Origin of the sequence: Micromonospora sp. NPDC000207 (assembly GCF_040300925.1) — a bacterium.
GTDB lineage: Bacteria > Actinomycetota > Actinomycetes > Mycobacteriales > Micromonosporaceae > Micromonospora.
On the sequence record NZ_JBEPEQ010000009.1, the window covers coordinates 31,594 to 56,821 of the forward strand.

Below are 25,228 nucleotides of genomic sequence, written 5' to 3' on the forward strand. Positions count from 1 at the left end.
AACGGCGGTGCGGGCCGCCAAACGGCCGGTGGTGGTGTTGGCCGGCGAGGACCGCAACGACCGCGAATGCCTGCGGGTCGTTCTGGAGAAGCTCTGCCCGACGATGCGGGGACGGCTGGTGGAGATCAACGACTCGGTGCGGCTGCACCGGGCCAAGAGTCACGGCGAGTTGATCTCCCGGGTGCGTACCCTCACCCGCCGGGCCCGAGCCAGGGCGGCACTGGAACGGGCCGAGCTGGCCTGCCTCTTCGTCCAGGAGGACTTCGACCGCACCGACGGTGACGAGTACGTCGAAGCCCAGCAGCGCGTTCAGGCGGCGCTGCGGACCGAGGTCGACAGCGCGCACTATGTGCTGTCGGTGGCCGAGGTGGAGGCGTGGCTGCTGCTCTTCCCCGAGGCCCTGACCGGCACGGTATCCAGCTGGAACGTGCCCAGGCAGTACCGCAATCGGGACACCGGCACGCTGCCCGACCCGAAGGAGATCCTCAAGCGGAACGTCGGTGGTGCCGGCGGTCGGCGTTACCGGGAGTCAGACGCGCCGGACGTGCTGGCCAAAGCGGCGGCGCTGAACCGCCTCGACCAGCCAGTCGGTCGTAACCGGTCGTGGAACCAGTTGCGGGACGACGCCGCCGAGTGCTGCAAGCTACACATTCCGAAGCCGAGGAGGCCGCAGTGAAGGTCGATGCTCAGGGCGGGCTCTTCCCACATCCCCGAGGTGAGCAGCAGTCGCTCGAGTTCTCCGGCGGTGAGGGAGCCGAGACCCCTGCGCTGGACCAGCCGCAGAGCTTCACCGAAGCGACCTCGTATCAGGTGCGCGACGAGTTGGAGGAGCTGATCGGGCGGGACCTGCTCGGGCCGTGGGGCGGTGAGGACGAGGAGTTCCCGCCCGGGGCGATGGGCCCCCGGGAGCGGTACCTGGTCGGCATGCTCGGTCCGAAGCAGCGGCCGCGCGGAGCGCAGGCCGACTCGGCCGAGGTGCAGGACATCGACGCCGCCGTGCAGGGCGGGGACGGCAGCGAGGCGGAGCTGCCCGAGGTGGTCACCCCGCTGAATCTGGGCAAGATGTGGGCTTCCTCGATGGGGCTCTCCTTCGCCGTCGCCGACGACACCGACGTGCTGGCGGTGACCGCCGAGTGGGGCCGCTACGACCTGCGGATCACCGAGGAGGAGAAGGGCCGTTCGAAGCGGATCTGGTATCGGGAGCCGGTGTCGTACCCGAAGGAGGTCCGGCTCGACGGTGAGACGTCGTACCGGATTCCGTTGACGGTGGCCGACGCGGACGCGCCGGGGGTGCATCTCGCGGTCGAGGTGCGCCCGCGCGACGGTCGGCGGGTGGTGCAACTCGCGCTGATCAACACGCAGGTGGAGCCGGCGACGAACGCCGACACCGCCTGGCTGTTCCAGTCGTCGTTGACGGTGACCGCCACGGAGGGGAACGCGTCGGTCTTCCTGCCCATCGACGACCCGCTGGACGGAGTGAAGGGGCTCAGCGACGACCAGGAGGAGACGCACCTGCGGCTGCTCTACCGGGCGCAGCGCCGCTACGCCGCCGGGCGCAACGTGGCTGTGCACCCGTGGGTCCGCGACGGGGAACGGTGCGCGTACAAACTCTTCACCACCTGGCTGCCCACCTACAACGTGCCCGCGACCGTCGCCCCGGTGGGCGAGGGGACACCACTCGCCGGTGTCGAGCTGTCCATGGACGCCCTGGCCGCCGCCGACATCGACCGGCTCCGCACCGGTCTGGCGGTGCTCGCCGACGGGTACGAGGCATGGCTCGACGACGAGGAAGCGAAGATCCCCGGGCTGCCCGAGCCGCTGCGCCCGGCCGCCGAGACGGCCGTCTTCACCGCCGGTCAGGTCGCCACCAGGATCCGCGCCGGCATCGCGCTGCTGACCAACCCGGAGGCGTCCCGGCACGCCGAGGCGATCGCCGCGTTCCGCTTCGCCAATCAGGCCATGGCGTTGCAGCGCCGGCACAGCGACGTGGCCCGGCTGCGCGAGGAGAAGGGTCTGTCGTACCTGGAAGCCAAGGCCGAGATCGACGCGCGCGGTGTGGCCGCCGCGTCCTGGCGGCCGTTCCAGCTCGCGTTCGTGCTGCTCAACCTGCCGTCGCTGACCGACCCGGCGCACCCGGAACGGGCCACTGACCCGCAGGCCACGGTGGACCTGCTCTTCTTCCCCACCGGTGGCGGCAAGACCGAGGCCTACCTGGGGTTGACCGCCTACACCTTCGCCATCCGCCGCCTCCAGGGGGTGGTCGGCACCGGTGTGGACGCCCGCAGCGGTGACGCCGGCGTGGCGGTGCTGATGCGGTACACCCTGCGGCTGCTCACCGCCCAGCAGTTCCAGCGGGCCGCCGCGCTGGTCTGCGCCGCCGAGGTGCTGCGGCTACGCGACGAGGCGACCTGGGGCAGTGAGCCGTTCCGGATCGGCCTGTGGGTCGGCGGCGGTGTCTCCCCGAACTGGTACGACGAGGCCGCCCAGCAGATCGCCGAGGCCAGGGAGACCGGGCACGGCAAGTACACGAACGTCCTGCAGACGTTGAGCTGCCCGTGGTGCGGGGCGAAGCTCCGCGCCGAGCAGGACCTCGACCCCAAGGACGACCGTCGCCGGATCCTGCTCTTCTGCGCCGAGGGCGAGGGGGCCGACGCCTGCCCGTTCTCCCGCACCCGCAGCAAGGAGGGTCTGCCGATCCTCACCGTCGACGAGGAGATCTACCGGTACGCCCCCAGCCTGGTCATCGCCACCGTCGACAAGCTGGCCCAGCTGCCCTGGCGCGGCTACGCCGGGCTGCTCTTCGGTCGGGTCCGGCAGCTCTGCCCCCGGCACGGGTACCGGCACGACGACCTCGACGGGCGGGTCAACTGCGGTGCCCGACACAACAAGAAGGGCAGCCTGCCGGCGGTCACCAGTCAGCCGGTGGTGCGGCTGCGCCCACCGGATCTGATCATCCAGGACGAGCTGCACCTGATCTCCGGAGCGCTCGGCACCGTCGTCGGGCTCTTCGAGGCGGCCGTCGACGAGCTCTGCACCTGGCCGCTGCCCGGCGGCGGCAAGACCGGACCGAAGATCGTCGCCTCGACGGCCACCACCAAGCGCGCCCGGGAGCAGGTGCTCGGCGTCTTCGGCCGGGACCTGGCGGTCTTCCCGCCGCCGGTCGTCGACATCACCGACACCTTCTTCAGTGAGCAGGTGCCGGTCACCGTCGACAATCCGGGCCGGCGTTACCTCGGCATCTGCGCACACGGGGTGCGGATGAAGTCCGCCGAGATCCGGGTCGCCGAGATCCTGCTCATCGCCGGTCAGACCCTCTTCGACCGGTACGGCTCGCCCGCCGACCCGTACCTGACGAACGTCGGCTACTTCAGCGCGACGCGGGAGCTTGCCGGCATGCGGCGGCTGATGGACGACGACGTCACCACCCGGGTCCGCAGCCACGGGCGGCGCAAGGGACTGTCGGACCGGCTGGTCGGGCCGCTGACGCTCAACGTGCAGGAGTTGACCTCGCGGATCTCCTCGGCCGACATCAGTGACGTGCTCAAGCGGCTGGAGATCGGCTTCGACCCGGAGCTCGACACGACCGCCCGGCGCAAGGCCATCTTCGCCGACATGCGGGAGGCGCAGAAGGCCAAGACCGCCTCCAACCCGCGGCTGAAGCTGCACCCGGTCACCGACCGCTTCTACAAGCGGCAGCACGACGGCCGGCTGCCCGTCGACGCGGTGCTCGCCACCTCGATGCTTCAGGTCGGCGTGGACGTGTCCCGGTTCGGGCTGATGGTGGTCACCGGCCAGCCGAAGAACACCGCCGAGTACATCCAGGCATCCTCCCGGGTCGGTCGGGACGCCCGCCGGCCCGGCCTCGTGGTCACCCTCTACAACTGGACCCGCCCCCGCGACCTCGCCCACTACGAGGACTTCGAGTACTACCACGCCACCTTCTACCGGCAGGTGGAGGCGCTGTCGGTCACCCCGTACACCCGGCGGGCGCTGGACCGGGGGACCACCGCGACCCTGGTCGCGGCGGTGCGCAACGCGGAGGAGACCTTCTCCCGCAACACCGACGCCCACGACGTCCCGCTCGACGGGCCGCAGGTGCAACGGATCGTCGACCGTTTTCTCGACCGCGCCGAGGCGATCGGCGGCGAGCGGGGCCGCGAGTACCTGTCCCAGCGGATCAACCGGCTGCGTGACCTGTGGGAGAAGCGCCGGACCGGGCTCACCCGGCTCGGCTACGACAAGGGATCGTTCAAACAGCAGCAGCTCACCGGCCTGCTGCAGCGGGCCGGCAGCGACCGGTGGGACGACCTGACGGTCGGGCAGTCGATGCGCGAGACCGAAAACGAGATCAACCTGGTGCTGCCCGCCGGGGGCAAGCTCTTCGACCCGTTGTACGGTGCGCCACCGTGGTCGTTCGGCCCGCCCGGCGAGGAGGCCCGGGACGAGGACCTGCCGGACGGGGACGAGTTGGGCGAGTCGACGCTGACCGGGAAGGGCAAGTGATGGCGGGCAAGTTCTTCCGACGGGTCGGCTCGGTGCGCCCCAGCCACCTGATGTTCACCACCGGGGTCGGCGCGGTCGTCGACCTGCCCAACTTCTCGGTCCTGGTCCGTGGCCTCGACGACTGGGACCACAAACTGGTACCCGAGTTCACGCCCATCGTCGAGAATCGGCTCCTCGCCGAGGTGCGCAAGTTCCTCAACGACCCGGCGATCGAGCAGCTCAGGCCGGCACCGTGGGTGGAGGGTGCCGACGAGCCGAACAGCCCGGCGGCGAAGATCGGGGTGCCGATCACACCCTTCCCCGGCTGGCTGCGCTGCACCGCCTGCGACGAGCTGGCACCGGTCGAGGGCAGCACATTCGACTTCGAGAACTCCAAGCCCCGTAAGCCGCACGAGGCCCGGTTCTTCCACGTCTCCTGCTCGCGGAAGAAGTCCGGGCGGCGGCCCATGGCGGTGGCGGCCCGGTTCGTGCTCGCCTGCACCGCCGGGCACCTCGACGACTTCCCCTATACCGAGTTCGCTCACCAGGGCGCCGGCTGCCCGGAAGCCTCCCACCCGAAGCTGCGGATGGACGACCGGGGCGGGAACCTCGGTGCGAACGTCGAGATCCGGTGCATGCCCTGCGGGGCCCGGCGCAACCTCAAGGAGGTGCTGGGTCAGCGGGGTGCCGCCAAGCTGCCCCGGTGTCGGGGCCGCCGCGCACACCTGGGCGACTTCGAGTCGGGGGAGTGCCCGGGGGAGCTGAAGCTGCTGGTCATCGGCGCCTCCAACCAGTGGTTCGCACAGACCCTCTCCGCGCTCGCCGTGCCGCCCACCGGCGCCAGCGAGCTCCAGGCGAAGGTCGTCGACCACTGGTCGACCTTCGAACAGATGGAGAGCATCGCGTTCGTGGCTTTCGCCCGCGTGGCCGTGCCTGCGATGAAGGCCTTCGACCGGTGGAGCGACCAGGAGGTCTGGGCGGCGATCCAGCGGCAGCGAAACACCCCCGAATCCGAAGACGACCGGGGATACCCGGATCTGCGTACCCCGGAGTGGGAGATCTTCTCCGCCGCGCAGCTGCCGACCGCCACCGACGACTTCACCCTCCGACGTGACCCCGACGGGGTGCCGGCGCAGCTCAAGGAGGTCTACGCCGACGTCATCCAGGCCGAACGGCTGCGCGAGGTGCGGGCGCTGGTCGGCTTCACCCGACTGGACGCCCCCGACCCGATGGACCCGGACCTGGTCATCCGAGCCCCGCTGGCCAGGGCCAGGGTGGACTGGGTGCCGGCCAGCGAGGTCCGCGGTGAGGGCATCTTCCTCCGCCTGCCGGAGGACCTGCTCACCGAGTGGACGGCCCGGGTCACCGACACCGAGAGCATGCAGACCCACCGGGAGGCGTACGCCCGGTTCCGGCGCAGCCGCTACTCGGGGCGGATCCGGGGTGGATTCGAGCCGATGCGGCACTGGCCGGGGGAGCGGTTCATCGCCCTGCACACCCTCTCCCACCTGCTGATCCGCACCATCGCTCTGGAGTGCGGCTACAGCTCGGCGAGCCTGTCGGAACGGATCTACTCCGCCACCGAGCAGGACCCCCACCGGGCCGGCATCCTCATCTACACGGCGGTGCCGGACGCCGAGGGGACCCTCGGCGGGCTGGTGTCGTTGGCCGAGCCGGCGGCGTTGTTCCGCCTCACCCGGCGGGCGCTCGCCGACGCCATGCACTGCTCCTCCGATCCGCTCTGCGCGGAGCGGCTGCCCCACGACCCGGCGGAGTTCCTCCACGGGGCCGCCTGCCACGTCTGCCTCTTCGTCTCCGAGACCACCTGCGAACGCGGCAACCGGTTCCTGGACCGCCGCTTCGTCGTACCGGTCGACGGCCCGGAGTTGGCGCTCTTCCCCGAACTGCCGTGACCTGGCATCCGGCGTTCGAGGCGGCGGCTGAGGCCGCGGTGCACCGGCTCGGGCCGGCACACCTGCGAGTGTTGGCCGACCGCCTCGGCGGCGACTGGCCGGAGCAGGCGGTCCGGCACGCCGTACCGGTGCCCGGATTCGCCGAGACGGCAGCGGCGGTCCTGGCCGCCCAGCGGCTCTCCGGACTGCCGGATGTGGAGGCGGCGGCCTACCTGCGCGGCCTGTCCGCCGGCCACACCCAACGGTCCACGGCGGTGCGGATCGAATCGGTGTGGAGCGGGCCGAGCACCCATCCGGTCCCGGTCCGCGCCACCGCGCAGGTGCTCACCGGCCTGGTCCGCTCCGCACGCCACGAACTGCTGCTGATGAGCTACTCGGCGAGACCGTACCCACCACTGGTGCGGGCGTTGAGGGAGGCCACCGGGCGGGGAGTGGCGGTCACCGTGGTGGTGGAGACGCTGGCCGGGGCGGCAGGTGCGCTGCGGGGCGCCGAGCCGGCCAGCGCGTTCGCCGACGTTCCCGGCATCGACCTGTGGCACTGGCCGACCGAGCTTCGGGCGGAGAAGCCGGCCCGGATGCACGCCAAGATCGCCGTCGCCGACCGGAGAGCCCTCCTGGTGTCCAGCGCCAACCTGACCCAGTCGGGGGCGAGCCGCAACATCGAGGCCGGGCTGCTCGTGCACGGGGGCTCGGCACCTCAGCGGGCCGCCGAGCACATCGCGGAGCTGCAGACCCGGGGTGTCCTGGCCCGACTCGGCACGGCGGGCTGAAGTGGCGGTGGACTCGACAGGCACCGTCGCGGCGACCGTCGCCGCCGGCGACATCGCCCGACTGGCCCAGGTCGGTCGGGCCGCCGTCAGCAACTGGCGTCGTCGTTTCGCCGACTTCCCCGAACCGGTCGCTGGCAGCTCGGCCAGCCCGCAGTACGCCCTCGCCGACGTCACCGCGTGGCTCACCCGGCACGGAAAACCGTTCACGGTACGCCCGGTGGACCGTCTGTGGCAGGCGTTGCGTGGCGCGACCGGGGACATGCGCCTCGGCGACCGGCTCGGCTACGTCGGCGCTCTCCTGATCATGCTCGCTCGTGCCCCCGAACGGTGGTGCCACCTGGCCGACCAGCCGGACGCCGTGCTGGTCGTCGACCTCGCCGACGCACTCCGGGCGGTGGTGCCCGAGATCGCCGACTTCGTGGTCGACGACCCGGACCGTGCCGGGGTGGCGATCATCCGGCTCACCGCCGAGGTGGCCGGGCAGGAAGGACACCGGGCCGTCTTCGACTTCCTCCACGAGCGTTACCTGGAGGTCCACTCACGGCGGCACACCGGCACACCGGCGGCATACGGCGAACTTCTGGTCCGTGCCGCCGGCGTGACCGGCGGCCGGGTGCTCGACCCGGCGTGCGGCATCGGATCGCTGCTGACCGCCGCCCGGGACGGCGGTGCCGTCGACCTGCACGGGCAGGACGTCAGTCGTACCGCCGCCCGGTTGGCCGCGGTACGACTGACGCTGCACGGTGCCTCGGCGCAGATCGTGGCCGCCGACTCCCTGCGGCACGCCGGCGCGGTTCCCGGCCAGTTCGACGCGGTGGTCTGTGATCCACCCTTCGGCGACCCGTCGTGGGGACACGACGAGGTGGCGGAGGACCCTCGTTGGGCGTACGGCCTGCCACCACGGGCCGAGCCCGAACTCGCCTGGGTCCAGCACTGCCTGACGCAGGTGCGGCCAGGACGGCGGGTGGCGATCCTGATGCCGGCGACGGCGGCGAGTCGGCGCTCGGGACGGCGCATCCGGGGCAACCTGCTGCGGGCCGGTGCGTTGCGCGCGGTCCTCAGCCTGCCGCCGGCGGTTCCGGGTGCGGCCGCTGTCGACCTCTGGGTGCTCCAACGGCCCGACGGAGGGCGACGCGTCAGCCACCTTCTCGTCGGTGAGGCGGATGTCGAGGGCGTCTTCGCCACGCTGCTCGATCAGGCACCTACGGCCGGTCGGCCACCTGCGGGAAGCCAGGTCGTGCCGATCATCGACCTGCTCGACGACCAGGTCGACGTCAGCCCACACCGCTGGTCGAGTGCAGCCGGCTCTTCAGGCGGGTATCGGCCGGCCGTCGAGCACCTGACGGACTCGATCACCGAGCTGCTGTCGCACCTGCCGGACCTGAACACCGGCGATCCTTTCGAGGCCATCGCCACGACGACGATCGGTGAGCTAGTCCGGACCGGAGCCCTGCTGCTCCGGCAGGCCCCCGTCGGCGTGGCCGACGGTGACGCCGGCGACGTACTGCTGCTCACGGCGAAGGACGTAAGACACGGTCGCCCGCCCACCGGCCGAGCACATCGCACCGACGGCTGCGTCACTCTCCAACCCAGCGACCTGGTGACACCGCTGGCACCACGGACACCCGTGGTGCGGGTGGTCACCGAGGCAGGAGCCCTGCTCGGCCCCCGGCTCTACCTGCTGCGCGTTGACCCGGAGCGGGTCGACGCGCACTTTCTCGCCGGGTTCCTACGCGCCGGGCAAGGTGCCGGTGCCTCCGGCAGCGCTTCGCTCGCCGGTCAGGCCGACCTGCGGCGGGTCCGGGTCCCCCGGCTACCCCTCGCCCAACAGCGGGCCTACGGGGAAGCCTTCCGTCGCCTCTTCGCCGTCGAGGAGAAGCTGCGGGAGGTGGGCGTACGGGGACAAACGCTGGTGGAACAGGGGTTCCACGGCCTGGGCCACGGGGGTCTGCGGCCGAAGGGGTCCGGCCGCTAGCCTTCCAGACGTCGACACGGGACACCCTGGGGAGGGGCTGGCACGATGGGGAGGCTGATCAACAGCCGCTACGAGCTGGAGAACCTGCCCGTGGGTCGGGGCGGCATGGGCGAGGTCTACCTCGGCCGGGACATCAAGCTCGACCGCGAGATCGCCGTAAAGTTCATCCGGTTCCCGAACGGCGCTGAAGATCAGGACTACGTTCGTCGCTTCGTCCGCGAGTCGCGGATCACCGCCCGACTGGAGCACCCCGGGGTTCCCGCCGTGTACGACGTCGGAACCCACGACGGCCAACCGTTCCTGGTGATGCAGAAGGTCCACGGCATCAGCATCGCTGACCTGGTCGCGGAGCACGGTCCGCTCCCTGTGGGCTGGGCCAGCGCCATCGGCGCCCAGGTCTGCGCGGTGCTGGCGGTGGCACACCGCGAGTCGCTGGTGCACCGTGACCTCAAACCCAGCAACCTCATGCTCGAACCCGACGGCGGGGTGAAAGTTCTCGACTTCGGGCTCGCCGTCGCACCGGACCAGCCCGACTTCTCGAAGATCACGGTGACCGGCCAGCCGCTCGGCACCCCCGCGTACATGGCACCCGAACAGATCCAGGCGAACATGACCGGTCCGGCAACCGACCTGTACGCACTCGGTTGCACCCTGCACGAGATGCTCACCGGCAAGCGCCTCTTCACCGGTTCGACCTCGTACGACGTCATGAGCAAACAGGTGGCCCACCGGCCGACGCCGATCCGGGTCGTGCGCGACGACGTCCCCGCCGCGTTGGAAGAGCTACTACTGCAACTGCTGGAGAAACGCCCCGAGGACCGGCCTGCCGACGCCCACGCCGTCTACCGTCGCCTGGTGCCGCTGAGCACCGCGCTCGGCCCGATGCCCGGCGCACTCGACCCGCCGTCCACGCCCAGCCCGACCCGGATGTACGCCGCGGTGCTCAACCAGATCTTCGCCGACCCCCCGAACAGCGGCACCGCACCGGCGAAACCCGCAGCTCGACAGGAGACAGGGCCTGCACCGGTCCGGCCGGCACCCGCCACGGGGCACCGATCGGAACGTCCACGTCAAGCGGCCCGAGCGCAACCGTCGCCGCAACCGGCGGCAATGCCCGGGCGGGTCGGTCTGCGGGTTCGTGAAGAAGCTCGCCGCCTCATCGCCCAAGCCCGCTACAACCAGGCGGCCGACCTGCTCGAATCTGCCATCGAGAACGCCACCCGGACGGCCGGAGTCAACGACCCGGACGTGTTGCAACTCCGACTGGCCTGGGCCGACGCGCTCTTCGACGGCGGCGACTACCGCAACGCTGGACCGGCGTACCGGCAGCTCGCGGCGGACCTCACCGGCCAGGACGACGACGAGACAGCGCTGCGTTGCCGTATGAAGGCCGCAACCTGCACCGCGCTGACGGGACAGCCCACCGAAGCGCTGGACGAACTACTCGACCTGTTGCGAGACCAGCAGCGGCTCTTCGGCGAGGGCGACAGCCGAACGATCGAGCTGCGACGCCAGATCGGCCTCCTGCAACTCGGCTCCGGTCAGCGTGACGACGCGGAGCGAACCCTGGATCAACTGCTCGCCGACCTGCGCCATCTGCGTGGCCAGGACGACCCGACGACGCTGGAAGTGTCCGACCTGCTTGTCCAGGTACGACGATCGGACCTACGTTGATCACCAACCGCGCCGATTCCTTCGACGATCGTCGGCGATCCGGGCGACGAGAGCGGTGCCGTTACGCCCGACGGAAAGGACAGCACCGGCGACCGGTCTGTCGTCTCAGATAAAAGGCCGCCGGACCTATCGGTCGCGAACCGTGCAAGATAAAGTGACGTCCGAGAAGCGCGGGATCAAGCGCAGCTACGTTCGGCTCCGTACATGTAGCGAGCTTTCACAGCACGAAGGATAGAGATGAGCGCGAGCAGGACCCGTACTTGCTCCTGGTGTGGCGAAAAAGGGCACGACAAGCGGTCTTGCGGAGTCCCTCCCAACGCCGGTCGGTGCAGTGTGTGCTCTTTCCGCGGACATGACAGGCGCAACTGTCCGAGTAAATGACCTGGTGCAGAGGTCATTGCGATTCGGCGGCAACTCTTAGAAACGTGCGCTTCCGACCCGGACGCCCTCCGGTCAGAGCCCGACGTGTACGTCTCGAACGGACAACGCGTCAGCAAAAGATCATCCATGGGATCATCAGCCTGACCAGCGCCGCCGCCGCGATCGCTGGCTACGTGCGCACTCACTGGTGGGTGAAAACAAGATCCACTACTCATCCCTGCCCTACTTGACGCCTCGCTATGCCTCCAGTCAGGCAGGGGTGAAGCGGGTGGACTTGGTGCCGGCCACGAAGATGCTCCAGTGGTCGGGGGTGAAGATCAGGGCGGGTCCATCTGGGTTCTTGCTGTCGCGTAGCGCGATGGCGGGGCCTAGGTCGGCGACCTCGACACACTGCCCGTTTCCGCTGGACCGGCTGCTCTTCTTCCAACGAGCGCGGGATGACAAGCAGATGGCTCGGGTTGACGGACACACTGTCAGGCAGTCGGCTCGCCTGGGCTCTGACGTACTACCGGCGCTTCCAGACGACCGCCGCGCCGGCCTTGGGGAGGATCCAGTCGTCCACCGAGATGGCGATGAAGCGGGTGTCCTGGAGGCTCGGCGCATACTCCACGGAGGCCGGCCGGGTGAGGCCGAAGAAGTCCAGCGCGCGGATCCGCGCGATGTCCGGCACCGAGACGCTGATCGAGTACGTCGCGGAGAACGTCGGTTTGGGCACCTCGAAGCTGAGCAGGTTGCCGTCGGCCAGCACCTTGGCCCGGAACGAGTACTGCACGAAGACGTCCGAGCGGTCGGCGAACTCCTCGGCCGGTGGAAAGGCGACGTACTCCCGCTCGACGTCGTTGCGCTGGAACTGCACCTGCTGGCCGCCGAAGTTCACGCTCAGCAGAGTGAACGCCTCGTCCCAGCGCTCGTCGAACTCGCCGGTCGAGGGCAGTCGCCAGACCACGCCCATGTCCCGTGCGCGTAGCAGCCGGTCGTAGTCGTCCTGCCAGCCGCCGACCTTGAACGTGAACCGGGTCCGCGCGACGTCGGTGGTGTGGTAACCGAACTGGAGGAAGACGTCGTAGTAGTCATGCTGGCGACCGCTGCTCTTCGCCTCGTCCAATCCGAAGATCTCGGCCCGGACGACGAGGTTGCGCCACCGCTCGTCGGACTCGAACACGTTGCTGCGCAGCTTGCGAGAGATGACGGTCCCGAGCTCGGCGCTTCCGCTCCTCAGCCGGGCCGCGTTCTCGATCACCCGGTCCAGCTCGTCCGGGGCGAGTCGCAACGACTCCAGCCGGGAGCCGGCTGCCAGCGACTGGGCTACCGCCGTCCGTACGCCATCCTCCTGCTGGACCAGCGCGCCGCGCACCATCTCCACGAACCTGTCCTCGGCGACCTGGTTGAGCAGGACCTGGAAGATCGTGATCGTCAAGCCGGCCTGGAAGACCGCCACCCCGACGTCGTAGATCCGCAGGGACGACCACAGGGTGTCCGGAGTCGAGATGGTGAGCGTCCCGTCGGGGCCGGTGGTGATGGTCGGGTCGGCCGGCGACGCGACCAGGATGCAGAGCAGACCGAGCGCGGTGGCGAGGAAGCCGAGCAGCAGACCCCGGCTGCGATACAGGTCCGACAGCGCGCCGGTGAGCGACCGCCGGGACTGCGCCGGACGTGTCATCCCCGCGCTGCCGCTGACGGTGGCGGAAGGTACCTGATCACCGGCTGGCCCGCTGCCTCGCCCATCGCCTGGTAGTGCCGCACGTTGGCGTAGCCGATGTTCTCACCGTCCCGCACGAACAGCGCGGACTCGCTGCCCAGTCGTGTCAGCACCGGCACACCGACAGCTTCCGGAACGTTCGCCCGCCGGCACACCTCGCTCAGTGACCGCTGCTCGTCGACCTGGTCGACGAGGACGACCTCAAGCGGTGTGAACACGTGCGAGGGCAGGAAGCCGTTGCAGAAGGAGTCCAGCAACCATGTCGTGTCCTCGTTCCAGTTGCCGCGCGGCAGGTCCAGGCTTCGGAAGGTGCCGGCGAAGACCGCCACCTCCGCTTCGTGGATCTTCGCGCGGCCCCGGTGGGCGAGTTCGACGAGCCCCTCGATGCCGAACTCCCGATACAGCAGAAACGCCTGCCGGGTGTGGTCGCGGTAGAGGGACCACAACTTGGGTCGTTCGACGCCGTGGCGGCCGTACGTCAGGATGTTGCGCAAGGCGCGCCTCGGGACGGCGGCCGTGGCGGCGAAGCAGGTCCCCAGGATCTCGGCGATGCCCTCCTCCAGGCCCATCGCGTAGATCTCGGGATCGACCCGGCCGGGCACGGTGTGGATCACCTCGTGGGCGAAGAGCGCCTCGCTGTAGAGCGGACGCAGCCCGTCGCGGCGGAAGTAGACCCCGGTCGGGATGCCGTAGCGCTCCTCGTCCTCCCGGTCCGGTGCGAACGCCGCCCAGCCGAACTGGTCGAACGGTGCCGGAAACTCGTCCACCACGTGCAGGTCCGCGTCGCCCAGGTCGAGGCCGGCGCCCTTGAGCATGGACGTGATGGCACCGGCCGCCCCGTCGATCCGGTCCCGGACGTTAGTGTCGGCACCTGGAAGCCGGACACCGGCAACCTTCCGCAGGTCGGCTGCCAGGAGCGTCCGCAGGGCGGTCTCCTCGTCCTGGATTGGTCCGTCGGGTGACAACACCTCGGCCACCGCACGGAGCGTCCCGGCGGCGGAGGCGGCATCGGCTGCGGCGTCCAGGTCGAGCTCGGCGGAGACCCACTCGACGAACCGGTCGACGTTGGCGAATCGGCAGGCCGCGAGATACATCCCCCCGTACAGGAAGTCACGCGTCGTGGTGCTCAAGGAATCCCTCGTCTCTCGCTTCTCGATGGATGGCCTTCCTACCTCGATCAACCGCCGCCGCCGTTGCCGTTGACCCAACCTCCACCGTGCTTCATGACCGATCACCTCCATTTCGTGTCATCCGACTGTCATTCCTGTCGCATCCGCGATGTCTCACGTGCCACCGCTGCGGTCAGGTGCTCGAACGACGCGCCCACCCCGTTCTCGCAGACCTGATCCAGGCAGCGACGGGCATAATCGATCAAGCAATTTGCGATTTCATCGGACCGGTCGCGCAGCGTGGCGAGGTGCTCGAACGACGCCTCGTCGTGACCGCGGGCGGCCCGGAACTTCGCTGTGTCGCACGCGGCCTCGACCTCCGCGAAGGGGGCCAGGACTTGCCGCATCGCGGCATAGAGACGGGACACGAGCGGATCCGTGAACTCGTAGTAGACACGGTACTTCTCGGTCTGCATCCTGACGCCGTGTCGCTCGAAGTATCGCAGCAGAAGCGCGCCGGGATAGAGTTCCAGACGGTTGGTGAGCCGGCTGTAGCTGGTGAGCCTGTTTCGGGCGAGAAACGCCAGGTTGTCGGTGATCCCGGCGAGAGTGGACAGCGGCTGGAACATGATGAAGCCGGTCGAGAAGTCGATGTTCAGCCGGCGCAACAGGGCCACTGCGGTCTCCACCTGCTCGGTGGTCGTCCTCTTCGCAAAGATCCGGATGTCGGACTCGGTAGCCGATTCGATGCCGATGAGCACGTGTCGCAGCCCCACGCCGCGGAGACGTTCTAGCAGAGGCCCGTCGATCTCGTCGACCCGGCACTCGATCGAGAAGGTGATCCGGAACGGCAGGCCGGCCAGCCGGTCGGCGAACTCGACGGCGCGATCACGCCCCTGACCCGCGCCGCCGAGAAAGTCGTCGTCGACGAAGCTGACGGCATCCACGCCGTGGCCGTCGTGCAGGCGGACGACTTCGCCGATGACCGATCGGGCGCTGCGCTGCCGCCATCTCGGCAACCTGTGGTACCGGTTGCCGTAGTTGCCCGACTGGCAGAACGTGCAGTGTGCCGCGCAGCCCCTGCTGGTGGAGACGGTGGCATGCCCGTCGCGGTAGGCCGTCGGGGACGGGTCACGGTAGGCGTACGGCAGATCGTCGAGGGCCGCTACCGGTGGTCTCGGCCCGGCCGACACCACCTTGCCGTCCAGCCGGGTGCACAGGCCCTTGATGCCGTGATCACCCTGACCGCGCGCCAATCGGTCCCAGAGCTCGGCGATCGTCTCGTCGCCCTCGTTCATGCACGCCGAATCGATCTCGGCACAGTCCCGCATGACCTCTTCCCACAGGAACTGCAACCCCTGGCCGCCGATCGTGAAGTGTGCCTTGGGGGCATCGAGGCGCAGGCGTCGCGCAAGATCCATCGCGTCCGGCGTCTGACGGGTGAAGAGAACCCCCAGGCCGATCAGGGTCGCGTGGGACGCGAGCCCACGCACCACCTCCGGCGGGGGTACCGCGCATTCGTCGAAGACGTGGACCTCAGCGCCCAGCCTGCGAAGGACCGCCGCCACCGCACGGAGCCCCAGACTCTCGGCAGAGCGATACACGTCGTGGTCATAGGCCGGAGCGAGAAGCAGCGCGTACGGCGACGTTCGGTTGACCACCGTGCCTCCCTGCTGGTGGAGGTCGCGCTCCCGATTCTGTCAGCGCCGACCACGTGCCGGAAGCGTGCGCTGCTCACCTCGCATGTCGTATCTCTGACAGCGCGAGGTGTCGGAGGCGGTGCCCGATAGAGCTCCACCAGCAGGGCCAGCGTGTACGACACCCTCGTCGACCACTCGTCACACCGGTCGGTGAACTAGGCGGGCTCCACCGGTGCAAGCGTGCGAGCGGCAACGTCGAGTGCCCTCAGCTCGCCCAGCAGCTCCAGCCCGGCCCGCTGGGTCGGGCAGAACCCGAGCCGTCCCGGCCATCCGCCGGCAATCGGCCTGCACCTCCCGATGGTGCGGAAAGGTCGACCACAGCCACCGGGACACCGGACTGTTCGCGTCCCGCAACTCAGTCGTCAGCGCGGACAGTCTGCCTCCGTCGGTACGAGGTGGATTCAGATGCTGTATCTGCGGACCAGGTTCAGGAAGTTGCGCAGCTTCATCACATCGTTGGGTTTGACCGGATCTGAGTTGAAGTGCATGACGTTGTTGCGTACCTTGCGCAGCTCATCGAGGCGGGCGATGAACACGCCTCGGTCGAGGGGCCAGTCGAGCTGGGCCCAGCACGTGGCGTCGTTGAGCACCGCCTGGTACTGGTAGATCGTCATGGTGTCGAGAGACTTGAAACTGGCCTTCTCCCGTTGGCAGGCCTGGCGGACGGTGTCCTCATCGAACGTTTTGTTAATCAGAAGTCGGAGTTCTTGGTCGATCTCGCCGATTAGGAAGAACGGTGTGGCCGTCTCGTCGTACTTGCGGACGACGTCGGCGGCCGTCAAGATTCCGTTGATCTTGCGTTGGTCGTCCCGGACAAAGATGAAGCCGTGTTTCTGCAGCGTGGCCAAGACGTCGAGTAGTCGGGTGTCGTAGTCGAAGACCCGGTTACGCGCCTGACGGTCGATGGCATCGGCAAAGGTGGCATCCGGCTTCCGGTGTTTCGCAGCGGCGATTGACTCCCAGGACACGGATCCGTGCAGCGTGTCCGGACTGGCCAGTACCGCGACCTGCGAGTAGTCGTTGATCTGCATCAGCGTGATGGCTTCCTCGAAGCTGGCCGAGGTCGACACCGACACCAGGGACATCTTGTGGGTGAAGAGGTTGTCGAGCGTGAGTCCGATGTCGACACTTTCTTCGTCTGCCCCCGCGATGACGGTCCCTGACGTGCCTCCGCTCGCCGGTGGGCTCGGAGCATCGTCGTCGTTGTCGGGCAGGGTCATGATCCGGACGGTGCGGTCGAGACTGACGGCGCGGAAGTCAGGGCTGGTGGCGAGGCCATGGTTTGCCAGGTCCGCATCGATTTGTGCAGTCGCGACCCGGTCCCGGTCCTCCAACCCCCACAGACCGATGAGTTCCCGCACAGCCATCGACCTCGGCTCGCCTGACTCCGCCTCGGCCCGAGCGGCTTCGAGCGCGGCGAAGCGGCGACGTACCGTCTCTGCCTCATCCAGCGGCGTATCGTCGTCCGTGCTCACCTCGCTCGCTACCTCCCGGAGCAGCTCAAGGCGAAGCTTGTGCAGGGTTGGACCGCCGAGCCCTATCTGCCAGGCCGACCACCCGGCCACCGCTCGCCTACCGGCGACGGTGGCAGCGGCGCGGGACGGAGTAGTGAACTCACGGCCGTCGGGTAGCCGGAGCCTGGCCCTTTCGGTGACCACAGCCTGGTGCGGCGGATCCCCGATGCGCTGGGGGAAGAAGAGCTCATCACCTGGCTTGAGGCGGCCGGCGTCGATCAGGTCGGAGATTCGAACCCGGCGGCCGTCGAGCAGGTGCTTACGCCGGGGTCGGGACGGTCCGTCAGACATGATCTTTTCGCTCCAGCTGAGAGTTTCACGGACGATGCGTTCGGCTTCGACGAGGTGCCTGTCACACGTCGGCCGCCTACAGGCCGCCGAAGAGTAGGCGAGGCAGATCGCTGACGGTGTCGCGTAGCCGACTCAGCCTCTACTGTGCCTGATCGCCTGGTCAAGCGAGTTTGCGATTGGCATGGCATGCCTCGGTGATCCGCTCATGAGGCCCACCATCGCCGCCGACACCCTCAAGCGCACCCTCACCCAGTACCAACCCAGTACCCGACGACCACGTTCGGGCTGACCGAGGATGGCGTACGGCAGGGGCTGGAGGTATTCCTCTCCCATCGGGAGCAGGGCATCTTCCGGGGGGCTTACCTGCGGATCCGCACCCCCTTCCGGCCGGTGGTGTGCGACTGGCGAGCCTGCCTGGACTGGGCGCCGACGGACTTCGGGCCCTACCTGCACCAGGCGAGAGCATTCGAGCGGCTGTCCACCAAGGACCGTCCGGCGCGGCCGACGGACGCGTAGGGCAGAAGACGAATGAGAAGCAGGGTGGCCCGGGGTGTACCCGAGATGCCTACTCTTCGGTGTCCTGGATGTCTGGGCGGTTGGCCTTGATCCAGCGTTCGACGTCTTCGGTCTGCCAGATCCGGCCGACGGAGAGTACGGCCACCGGGTCCGGGAAGGACTTCGAGTTGGTGATCTGGTAGGCGCGCGTACGGGAGACGCCGAGCATCTCCTGGATTTCCTGGCTCGCCACCAGTCGAAGCTTCCCCACGCTGTCACGGTAGGAGCAGTCGAACTGAACGCTTGCACATTGACTATGTGAACTCATCACATGCTTAGAGCGTGTAGACTGCACACCTGTTCACCAAGCAGGTGTCGATGTAGGGGAGGGCTCATGGCCGGGCGGTGGAAGTGGTTCTTGCGGGTGGGGGAGGTGTCGGTGGACCTGACCGGGCAGGTGGTGTCGGGCGGGGGCGTGCCGGGGCGCTGGCGACGGGCGACGGTGGCTGGCCGCGTACCCGATGTGGTGGTGTCGTCGCGGTGTGACGGCGCGGCGGTCTACGTGGTGCCGGAGCAGCGGGGAGGGCGGAACCGATGACGGACGGTGCGGTGTCGGGCGTGCCCCGGCGGGTGTTGGGGCGGGCGTTGCGGGAGTTGCGGACCGAGTCGGGGGCGACCCTGGACGGGGCGGCCGAGGCTCTGGGGTGGAGCCGCAGCAGGATGTGCCGGATCGAGGGCGGTGGCGGCCGGGCCCGGGGTGCTGACGTCCGGGCCGTGTGCGAGCGGTACGACGCCTCGCCCGACCTGGCCGCCGGGCTGGTGGCCCTGGCGGGGGAGGACGGGTCGACGGGCTGGTGGCATGCCTACGGTGGCCCGCTTCCGGCTTGGTTCGACGTGTACGCCGGGCTGGAGGCCGACGCTTGCCGCATCCGTGAGTACCAGAACGGACTGATCCCCGCCCTGTTCCAGACCCCCGAGTACGCGCTGCGGGCCGAGGGACGGCTGCCCGCCGGGGAGCGGGACCGGGTGGTCGGGGCACGGCTGGCCCGGCAGTCTCTGCTCCGGCGGACGCTGCCCGCGCCGCCGCAGGTGGAGGTGGTCCTGTCGGAGGCGGCGTTGGTGCGGGCGGCCGGTGACTCGGCGATCGGGGCGGATCAGCTTCGGCACCTGCTGAAGGTGGGGCTGCTGCCGCACGTGTCGATCCGGGTGCTGCCGTTCGCGGCCGGGGTCTGTGCGGGTGTGCTTGCGGGGTCGTTCGTCCTGCTCGACTTCCCGCCCGGCGCCGGGGCCGCGCCTGCCCTGCCGGTGGCGTACCAGGAGTCGGCGGTCGGCGCGCTCTACCTCGACGGGCCGAGGGAACTGGCCACGTTCGAGCGGGCCTGGGCCAGCTTCGACCCTCTCGTCCTCGACCCGGACCAGTCCAGGATCCTCATCGAGATGATCCTGAAGGAAGCCGGCCCCGACCAGAGCTGAGCGGATGCGCAGGTGAGTGGGGCGTGGGATGCCGGGACTGGAGGAGTTGTTCTTCCGGTTCGCGCACCGGTCTGAGCGGGTCGAGCCGCAGCGGCGCGGTGAGAGCAGGAAGAGTCAGCTGCAACGTGGCGCGGTGACCCGTCAGCACCAGTTCGGTCGGTTGTCACGTGCTCTCGCCTGCGTAGACAGGAACTGCGGTGTAGCTGTCAGGACGTGTCAGACGACGAAGAACCCGTCGTCATCGAAGTCGGGGTTGTCCGCTACCGGCTGGGCCTGGTCGTTGGGCAGCGCGGCGAGCCGGACCCGGGTTGTGGTGCCGTCTGGGAGCCAGACCGTCTCGGTCGGATGGTCGTGTGGGTGGCGGTGGAGCAGGGCACTGCCTCGCCGAGGAGCCGGTGCAAGTGCTGTCAGCGCCTCGAAGAGCAGGCGGTGGCTCTGGTCGGCGGTGAGGACCTGATGGTCGTCGAGGAGTTGAGACAGTCCGTCGGGGCCGGTGATGTACGGGTGGCTGGCCAGCAGGCCGGGAAACGCGATGCGGGTACGAGGCGTCACCCTGGTGGAGAGAGAATCCCGTAGGGAGTCTGGATGATTCGATCTTGCTCGTGGTCCTGTCGGCCGCTCCGTACGCGCAGGTCAGAAACCTGACAGGCTCGTGACGGAGTGCTCGTTTGAGGGCTCGACTCGCGACGCCCCCAAACGAGCCCCCGATGCCGCCCCCAACCGAGCCCCGAAGCGCAACCGTCTGGTGCGCGGCTCTGCCAGCGGCCAGGCCTGGAGGTGGCCGAGCCGCCGGGACCGATCCGGCCGAGGCCGTCCGTGCGCATCTCACCCCACGGTCGGAGGTTCCAGGGGCGCCACCGTTCGGGTGAGGAACTCGTCGAGCGGTGGTGCCGCTGCAGGAAGGTGGTAGACGCGTACGCTGGTGCGGTCGGAGTTACGCAGCGTGGAGGAGGTGGCGATGATCAGTGATGGTTCGCAGGTCGCCGACCTGACCTTGCGGGCGGTCGGTCCGGCTACCGAAGGCGGTCGGCTCCCGCTTGCTGAGTTGTCCCGACTGGCCAGCGGGCTGCAGGCAACCCTGGAGTTGTTGGCGCTGAGTATCGCCGGCAAAACCACCGGGGTTGGTCGGCGACCTCGGGAGATCGTGGACGCGGTGCGGCTCGACTTTGTGGGGTTCCGCGCGGGCTCGGCCGTGCTGGACATCGCGCGCACAGGGCAACTCCAGATCGACGAAGGGGTGCTGGAACAGGCGTTGACGGCGCTGGAGGAGGGCACGAACAGCCTTCGTGAGCAGCCCGACGTGCGCCCGCCGCACTTCGGTCCGCAGGTGCTCAACCAGCTCAGAAGCCTGACCGGAGGCATCAGCACCAGCAACGTCACCAGAATCGAGTTGCGACAGGCTGATCGATCCCGCTTCGTCATCGACGACGCCCTGCATAAGGCTGTTCGCCGAACATCCTTCGAGAAGATTGCTCAGGAGTCGACCGTGGTCGGTCGGCTTCACATGGGTGATTTCTCTCCCGCGACGTTGCGCTGTCGAGTCGACACGTACGCGGGAAGTATCTTGTGTGACTTCGACTCGGATCTACGAAACGCCGTGCTGGATGCTATGGACCAGATGGTGATGGCGGACGGCATCGCCGAGCTTGAGCCCAACGGAGTGACCATCCATATTCTGCACCTGTCGAATCTCCGCCGTATCGATACTGCCGAGCCGAAAAGCCTGGAAAGCCTTGCTCAAGCACAAGGAATCACCCCGGTCAGTTCGGTGGAGGAGCTGCGAGGCGAATCGATCGGTGACATGAGTGACTTTCTGGCGGCGCTGCGCTCGGCCAGAGGTGAGGACGAAGGCGAGTGAAGCGGGTTCTCGTCGACACGGACGCCTTCTCGGTCATCTGGCAGGGAGCAGACGAACACCTCGCACAGCAGTTGGTCGGCTCGGTGCCCATTCTCAGCTTTGCCAGCGTCGCGGAGCTGCATTACGGAGCCGCGAAGGCACGCTGGGGTGATCGGCGCGTCCGTGGCCTGGAAGAGGCCGTACGTCGTTACGTCGTTGCCCCCTACGACCAGGAACTGGCTCGGCTGTGGGGGCGTCTCAAGGCGCAAGCCCAGTCCGCCGGTCACCCGTTGGGACAGGCCCCGCAGACAAACGACCTGTGGATCTGTGCCACAGCGATCCGCTACGAAGCGCCGCTGCTCACCCGGAACCGTCGGCACTTCGACGGCTTTCCCGGGCTCGCCGTGCTGCCCTGACCCGGTGGGCCGTCACGGCCAAGACGTCGGAGGTTCGCCGAAGGCCCGACGACTGGCCCGCACCGCCACGGCGGCGAGGGCGGCGTTGGCGGTCCCACCGATCACGGCGCCGATGCCGAAGGGGGCCACGCGACCGAGAACGATGATCCCCTGCTTGGTCCCGTACTTCGTGACGAAGTGTCTGCCCAGGATCGCGTTGATCTGGCGCAACGTCTCGACCGGCACCCTGGACACGATCTGACGTCCCCAGTGCTGGCCCGTACGCTGTGCGACGTTGCTGATGGTCTCGGTGGCGGACCCGCCGAGCATGATTCCCAGGACGATCGTGCGGCGGCGTTCGATCTCGTCGATGCGGACCCCGTGGACCTCGGCGACCGAGAGCGCGAAGAGGGCACTCAACTCCAGTGAGGAGAGGGCTTCTCCCTCCGACATCGCCAGCGCGACTCCCGTCCCGACGCCGGGGGCCGCTGCGGCTCCCCCCACCGCGGCACCCGTTCCGGCGAGCGCGCTGACGTACATCCGCTCCAGACTGCGGATCACCTGTGCCGGTGTCGCCTCGGGGTTGCGCTGCCGGGCTCGGGCGATGTTCTTGCGGACCAGTGGGGTCTGGAGGTCGATCGCCCAGGCCGCTGCGCCCGGTCGGCTGCTGCTCGGCGGAATCGAATCCACAAGGTACAGATGATCAGGGGCCGCGAGTCGGATCAGGGGTGTCGGAAAGCCGACGGCGGATCCGCGCAGCCGCCTCTTGCCTGTCGAGGGGGACCAAAACCTGAGAAAGAGCAGGTGAAAAGCCCGTCGGTACGGCGCACGGGATCCGTCCGTCGGGGCTGTCGAATCGGTACCAACCGGTGGCACTGCGTACCGTTCGTGTGTTGCTCGGCGTACCCAAGATCTGTTTGGCTTACCGGACTCAACGGGCAGACCCACACAGGACGGAGGCCGGGATGGTCGCGGCTGCGGAGACCACGTTGCAGGGTCTGCTGGAGGGCACCAGGCAGTACCTGGTGCCGCTCTACCAGCGGACCTATTCGTGGACCGAGCTCCAGCTCGCCCGGATCTGGGACGACGTCTGCCAGCTCGCCAGGGACCGGGCCGACCACCCGGACGCCACCCACTTCATCGGGTCGCTGGTGCTCGCGCCCAGCCCGGCCACCGGCCCGGTCGGCGTCGCCGAGTACCTGGTGGTGGACGGCCAGCAGCGGCTCACCACGCTGACCATCCTGCTCTGCGCCATCCGGGACCACCGGGCCGAGCACGAGGGGCCGAAGCACCGGCTCCGGCTCGACCAGCAGTACCTGACCAACCCGTTCGAGGAGCAGCGCTGGTTGAAGCTGGTCCCCACCCAGGCCGACCGGGACGCGTACGTGGCCTGCGTGAAGTCGACGCCGCAGGTCGGCGGGGACAACGCGGTGGGTCGGGCCTACCGGTTCTTCGCCGACGCCCTGACGACCGTCGGTGACGGTGAGGAGCCGATCGCCGTCGACCAGGTCGAGAGCGCGGTGATCACCGGGCTGGCGTTGGTGGCGATCACCGCCAGGCCCGGTGACAACGTCTACCGGATCTTCGAGTCGCTGAACAACACCGGGCTGGCCCTCACCCAGGCCGACCTGCTGCGCAACTACATCTTCATGCGGCTGCCCACCCGGGGGCAGGCCGTCTACGAGTCGCTCTGGCGGCCCCTGCAGCAGCGGTTCACCCCGACCGAGCTGGTCCTGCTCTTCTGGCTCGACCTGGTCCACCGCGACCCGAAGATCAAACAGACCGACACGTACGCGACCCAGCAGGCCCGCCTCGACAGACTGCGCACCGAGGCCGACGTCGAAGCCGAGGTGGAGCGGTTCAGCCGGCTCGGGGCGCTCCTGCGGGTGATCCTGCACCCGGCAGAGGAGCAGGACCCGGGCGTACGGCAACGGTTGGAACGGCTGAACGCCTGGGGCACCACCACCGTCTACCCGGTGCTGCTGCACCTGCTCGACCGACGGGACCGGGGCACCGCGACCTCCGAACAGATCGCCTCCGCCATGCTGTACCTGGAGAGCTTCTTCGTCCGGCGGCTGCTGATCGGCCGCAGCACCATGAACATCAACCGCATCCTGCTCGCAGTGGTCACCGAGATGGACCGGGACCTGCCTGTCGACGAGGCGGTGCACAGGTACCTGTCGACGGGCCGCAAGCACTGGGCCACCGACGCGAACCTGCGCGACCTGGTGCCCACCATCCCGTTCTACCTCAACGGGCGGGCCGGTCAGCGGAGCCTGGTCCTGCGCTGGCTGGAGGAGTCCTACGGCAGCAAGGAACCGGTGGCGCTGGAGAAGCTGACCATCGAGCACGTCCTGCCGCAGACCCTGAGCCCCGAATGGGAGCAGATGCTCGCCGCCGACCTGGAGGAGGGTGAGACCACCGAGGCGGGGCACGACGCGCTCGTGCACACCCTGGGGAACCTGACCCTCACCGGCTACAACTCGGAGCTGAGCAACAAGCCGTTCACCGCGAAACGGGCCGCCCTGGCCACGAGCGGTGTCCACCTGAGCCGGGACGTCGCGTCCCGACAGCGGTGGGACTTCACAGCGATCCTGGCCCGGGCCGAGGCCCTCGCCGAACGGATCGTCACGATCTGGCCTGGCCCCACCGGGGATACCGGCACCCAGTCCGAGGTGGCCTGGGACGTGCTGGCGAAGGCCCTCGCCGAACTGCCGGCCGGCTCGTGGACCACGTACGGCGACCTGGCCGCCCTGATCGGCACGGCACCGCAACCGGTGGGGAACCGGCTGGCCGGCCATCCGACCCTGAACGCACACCGGGTGCTCCAGGCCGGCGGGATCGTCGCCGGTAACTTCCGGTGGCTCGAACCCGACCGTGACGACGACCCCCGTGACGTGCTGCGCGCCGAGGGCGTGACGTTCGACCAGCACGGCCGGGCCGACCCGGCCCAGCGGATCACCGTCGAGGAGTTGGCGCAGCTCGCCGGGGTGACCCCGGCCGAGGTTCCCGAGCCGCGATCGCGCGCCCGAGGCGACGTCGACCACGCCGCGCGGTTCATGGAACAGCTCACCGCGTCCCAGGGGTCGGCGGTCGCCACCGCCACCGCCGTCGTGCTCGACGCCTGGACCTCGATGGGCGGGCGACTCGGCCACGGCGACGGCGCGGAGACCTCCTGCTTCCTCTTCGCCCGTGGCAGGGAACACGAACTCGGCAACATCTGGCCGTTGGCGATCTACCCACGGGGCAGGGTCGAGGTGGTCTTCCAACACCTCAGCATCCGTACGCCCTTCGACGACGTGGCCCTGCGGGAGGAGCTGCGGCAACGGCTGAACCAGCTGCCCGGGGTGCAGATCGACGCCGTCAAGCTCACCCTCCGGCCGAGTTTCCCGTTGACGGTCCTCGCCGACACCGACGCCCGGGAAGCCCTGCTCGACCACCTGAAGTGGTTCTACGACCGGGCGCAGCTCGACGGCCCCGACGACGCCGACCCGGCCTGACAGATCCGCCCGCCCCGACG

19 protein-coding genes are annotated in these 25,228 nt (G+C 69.0%); 11 read left to right on the forward strand and 8 right to left on the reverse strand.

The genetic code is table 11. The features are described from left to right. Positions 1-7 precede the first annotated feature (7 nt). The 6 genes from ABT336_RS04400 to ABT336_RS04425 are packed head-to-tail and all read left to right on the forward strand — an operon-like array spanning position 8 to position 10,814. Positions 8-676 carry a hypothetical protein gene (locus tag ABT336_RS04400; RefSeq protein ID WP_350895076.1) on the forward strand — a complete coding sequence of 223 codons (669 nt, stop codon included), beginning with the start codon at positions 8-10 and terminating at the stop codon, positions 674-676. After that, positions 673-4,503, forward strand: coding sequence for a DISARM system helicase DrmA (gene drmA / locus ABT336_RS04405; RefSeq protein WP_350895077.1), 3,831 nt, complete (start codon positions 673-675; stop codon positions 4,501-4,503). The genes ABT336_RS04400 and drmA overlap by 4 nt, the downstream gene beginning before the upstream one ends. After that, positions 4,503-6,395: a DrmB family protein gene (gene drmB, locus ABT336_RS04410; protein WP_350895078.1), complete on the forward strand. Its 1,893-nt coding sequence runs from the start codon at positions 4,503-4,505 to the stop codon at positions 6,393-6,395. Before drmA ends, drmB begins: the two co-directional genes overlap by 1 nt. After that, positions 6,392-7,165 carry a DISARM system phospholipase D-like protein DrmC gene (gene drmC, locus ABT336_RS04415; RefSeq protein ID WP_350895079.1) on the forward strand — a complete coding sequence of 258 codons (774 nt, stop codon included), beginning with the start codon at positions 6,392-6,394 and terminating at the stop codon, positions 7,163-7,165. Before drmB ends, drmC begins: the two co-directional genes overlap by 4 nt. Before the next feature lie 7 nt (positions 7,166-7,172). Then, positions 7,173-9,140, forward strand: a complete 1,968-nt coding sequence (locus tag ABT336_RS04420; protein WP_350895080.1) for an N-6 DNA methylase — start codon at positions 7,173-7,175, stop codon at positions 9,138-9,140. Positions 9,141-9,185: 45 nt separating this feature from the next. Then, positions 9,186-10,814 (forward strand): serine/threonine-protein kinase, encoded by a 1,629-nt coding sequence (locus ABT336_RS04425; protein WP_350895081.1) that lies wholly within the window; start codon positions 9,186-9,188, stop codon positions 10,812-10,814. A gap of 630 nt (positions 10,815-11,444) precedes the next feature. On the opposite strand, the gene ABT336_RS04430 is transcribed toward ABT336_RS04425, so the two are convergent. The 6 genes from ABT336_RS04430 to ABT336_RS04455 form a co-directional block, all read right to left on the reverse strand. Further along, positions 11,445-11,639, reverse strand: a complete 195-nt coding sequence (locus tag ABT336_RS04430; RefSeq protein ID WP_502891103.1) for a DUF397 domain-containing protein — start codon at positions 11,637-11,639, stop codon at positions 11,445-11,447. 61 nt (positions 11,640-11,700) lie between these two features. Beyond that, positions 11,701-12,855, reverse strand: coding sequence for a hypothetical protein (locus ABT336_RS04435; RefSeq protein WP_350895082.1), 1,155 nt, complete (start codon positions 12,853-12,855; stop codon positions 11,701-11,703). Continuing rightward, positions 12,852-14,024 (reverse strand): hypothetical protein, encoded by a 1,173-nt coding sequence (locus tag ABT336_RS04440; protein WP_350895083.1) that lies wholly within the window; start codon positions 14,022-14,024, stop codon positions 12,852-12,854. Before ABT336_RS04440 ends, ABT336_RS04435 begins: the two co-directional genes overlap by 4 nt. Before the next feature lie 128 nt (positions 14,025-14,152). Continuing rightward, positions 14,153-15,664, reverse strand: a complete 1,512-nt coding sequence (locus ABT336_RS04445) for a B12-binding domain-containing radical SAM protein (protein WP_350895084.1) — start codon at positions 15,662-15,664, stop codon at positions 14,153-14,155. Between the two features lie 440 nt (positions 15,665-16,104). Next, positions 16,105-17,508, reverse strand: a complete 1,404-nt coding sequence (locus tag ABT336_RS04450) for a restriction system modified-DNA reader domain-containing protein (RefSeq protein ID WP_350895085.1) — start codon at positions 17,506-17,508, stop codon at positions 16,105-16,107. Positions 17,509-18,073: 565 nt separating this feature from the next. Next, the gene (locus ABT336_RS04455) at positions 18,074-18,274 is read right to left on the reverse strand and encodes a helix-turn-helix transcriptional regulator (protein ID WP_350895087.1); all 201 of its coding nucleotides are present in this window, start codon (positions 18,272-18,274) and stop codon (positions 18,074-18,076) included. A gap of 123 nt (positions 18,275-18,397) precedes the next feature. On the opposite strand from ABT336_RS04455, the gene ABT336_RS04460 reads away from it, so the two are divergent. Together ABT336_RS04460 and ABT336_RS04465 are read left to right on the forward strand one after the other, a co-directional pair. Continuing rightward, positions 18,398-18,601: a hypothetical protein gene (locus ABT336_RS04460; RefSeq protein ID WP_350895088.1), complete on the forward strand. Its 204-nt coding sequence runs from the start codon at positions 18,398-18,400 to the stop codon at positions 18,599-18,601. Further along, on the forward strand, positions 18,598-19,476 hold the full coding sequence (locus tag ABT336_RS04465; RefSeq protein WP_350895089.1) for a helix-turn-helix domain-containing protein: 879 nt from the start codon (positions 18,598-18,600) through the stop codon (positions 19,474-19,476). Before ABT336_RS04460 ends, ABT336_RS04465 begins: the two co-directional genes overlap by 4 nt. 216 nt (positions 19,477-19,692) lie before the next feature. Here the strand turns inward: ABT336_RS04465 and ABT336_RS04470 are convergent, their stop codons facing one another. Continuing rightward, entirely contained in the window at positions 19,693-20,028 is a 336-nt protein-coding gene (locus tag ABT336_RS04470; RefSeq protein ID WP_350895090.1) for a hypothetical protein, read from the reverse strand. A 400-nt stretch (positions 20,029-20,428) separates the two neighbouring features. On the opposite strand from ABT336_RS04470, the gene ABT336_RS04475 reads away from it, so the two are divergent. Next, complete coding sequence (locus ABT336_RS04475) at positions 20,429-21,334, forward strand: hypothetical protein (RefSeq protein ID WP_350895091.1); 906 nt, start codon at positions 20,429-20,431, stop codon at positions 21,332-21,334. Continuing rightward, complete coding sequence (locus tag ABT336_RS04480) at positions 21,331-21,729, forward strand: type II toxin-antitoxin system VapC family toxin (RefSeq protein WP_350895092.1); 399 nt, start codon at positions 21,331-21,333, stop codon at positions 21,727-21,729. Before ABT336_RS04475 ends, ABT336_RS04480 begins: the two co-directional genes overlap by 4 nt. Before the next feature lie 12 nt (positions 21,730-21,741). Here ABT336_RS04480 and ABT336_RS04485 read toward each other — a convergent pair whose 3' ends face one another. Then, positions 21,742-22,398: a hypothetical protein gene (locus tag ABT336_RS04485; RefSeq protein WP_350895093.1), complete on the reverse strand. Its 657-nt coding sequence runs from the start codon at positions 22,396-22,398 to the stop codon at positions 21,742-21,744. Positions 22,399-22,673: 275 nt separating this feature from the next. On the opposite strand from ABT336_RS04485, the gene ABT336_RS04490 reads away from it, so the two are divergent. After that, entirely contained in the window at positions 22,674-25,208 is a 2,535-nt protein-coding gene (locus tag ABT336_RS04490; protein WP_350895094.1) for a GmrSD restriction endonuclease domain-containing protein, read from the forward strand. The last annotated feature ends 20 nt before the right edge of the window (positions 25,209-25,228 follow it).

Coding starts and splice junctions, on each gene's coding strand:
- ABT336_RS04460 (WP_350895088.1), top strand. CDS start 18,398: ATGGCCGGGCGGTGGAAGTGGTTCTTGCGGGTGGGGGAGGTGTCGGTG.
- ABT336_RS04450 (WP_350895085.1), bottom strand. CDS start 17,508: ATGTCTGACGGACCGTCCCGACCCCGGCGTAAGCACCTGCTCGACGGC.
- ABT336_RS04435 (WP_350895082.1), bottom strand. CDS start 12,855: ATGACACGTCCGGCGCAGTCCCGGCGGTCGCTCACCGGCGCGCTGTCG.
- ABT336_RS04425 (WP_350895081.1), top strand. CDS start 9,186: ATGGGGAGGCTGATCAACAGCCGCTACGAGCTGGAGAACCTGCCCGTG.
- ABT336_RS04465 (WP_350895089.1), top strand. CDS start 18,598: ATGACGGACGGTGCGGTGTCGGGCGTGCCCCGGCGGGTGTTGGGGCGG.
- ABT336_RS04490 (WP_350895094.1), top strand. CDS start 22,674: ATGGTCGCGGCTGCGGAGACCACGTTGCAGGGTCTGCTGGAGGGCACC.
- drmB (WP_350895078.1), top strand. CDS start 4,503: ATGGCGGGCAAGTTCTTCCGACGGGTCGGCTCGGTGCGCCCCAGCCAC.